This is a genomic window from Paenibacillus sp. NPDC056579 (assembly GCF_042793215.1).
GTDB lineage: Bacteria > Bacillota > Bacilli > Paenibacillales > NBRC-103111 > Paenibacillus_S.
The window spans coordinates 1-1,336 of the sequence record NZ_JBHTVD010000046.1; the positions used below are offsets into that span (position 1 = coordinate 1).

At 40.9% G+C, this 1,336-nt stretch carries 1 protein-coding gene; it reads right to left on the bottom strand.

Annotated elements, in window-relative coordinates:
* Positions 1 to 1,148: IS1182 family transposase (locus ACFQ88_RS39690; RefSeq protein ID WP_379463447.1), on the bottom strand; the 1,148-nt coding region annotated here is incomplete at its 3' end.
* Positions 1,149 to 1,336: the final 188 nt, after the last annotated feature.

The following is a 1,336-nucleotide window of genomic DNA, read 5'->3' on the forward strand; positions in this document are numbered from 1 at the left end:
CTGACCTTTTCTTTATGTTCTTCCCATACATGTCGAGTAATCACTTTCTGCCGATTCTTTGATTTTGTACAGTTTTCAAGCAGTGGGCATGAGGAACATATTTCAGGATTTGATTTGTATGACCGGTAGCCTTTTCGGTCAGTTGTTGAGTATGTAAGTGTTTGGTGATTTGGACAAATGTATCTGTCTTGTTCACTGTCATAATGAAATTTCCATTTTGGAAACAAGCCTCGGATAGGGTGATAACGTCTATGTGCGATGACACCAAAGATTTGGCGGTCAGATAATCCTTTACAGATCGGAGTCGTTAAATATCCGGAATCAAGGGCGACGGCTTCTACTTGAAAACCAAATCGTGCGATTTGGTGGTCTAATCGGTCAAGATAAGGCACAGAATCATGGACATTTCCAGGTGTGACGTAGGCATCGGTGATAATGTTGTATTTCATATCTGTTGTGCGGTGATCTAAATAGAAAAAACCTTCTGGTTTGTTTTCACGATACAGATAGCCACTTTCCGGATCGGTTGTACTGTGGCGGATCTCTTTTTCAGCTTTCACCTCCTCTTTGGCTGTTAATGGTTTTTTTCCGTGTTCCTCCCGATCCTCTTGAATGGCTTCATTTAAATCCTTGATATAGTTTTGGGTATCCTGCGCAATTGTTTTTCTTGTGTATTTATGCTTGTTGGCATTGGCTTTAAGGTGTGTGGAGTCGGTGAATAGGACTCGTCCGCCCACCATGTCATGATTGATGGCCTGAAGAACGATCTCATCAAAAATGTCTTGGAAGATGGTTGTATCTTTAAAGCGTGTGCGTCTGTTCCAGCTGATGGTGGAGTGGTGTGGAACCGGGTCGTTTATGTTCAATCCGAGAAACCATCTGTACGCCATATTGTAGTAAATTTCTTTTTCAAGCTGTCTTTCTGAACGGATACCATAGAGGTATCCGATAAACATCATTTTAAATAAAATAAGCGGATCAAGTGAGGGGCGGCCTTTGTTTTCACTGTAGTAAGGTTTCACCTTTTCAATGATGAAAGAGAAGTCTATGTGTTTATCAATTTTCCGAAGCAGGTGATCCTCTTCAACGAGTTGGTCAAGCAGAACAAATTCGGCTGTGTTTTGAGAAGAGTTTCTTGTGTGGAACATGAGAAAGACACCGTCCTTTTAAGTCTTTCTTTTATTTTATTACAGAAGAATGGATATTTTAAGGAAAAATAAAGGCTGTCGAGATTTTCTCGACAGCCTGAATGAAACCCCCTTTTGGGGATTTCATTTTTTATTTTGTTCCAAACATGCGGTCACCCGCATCTCCGAGACCTGGAACAATATAACCT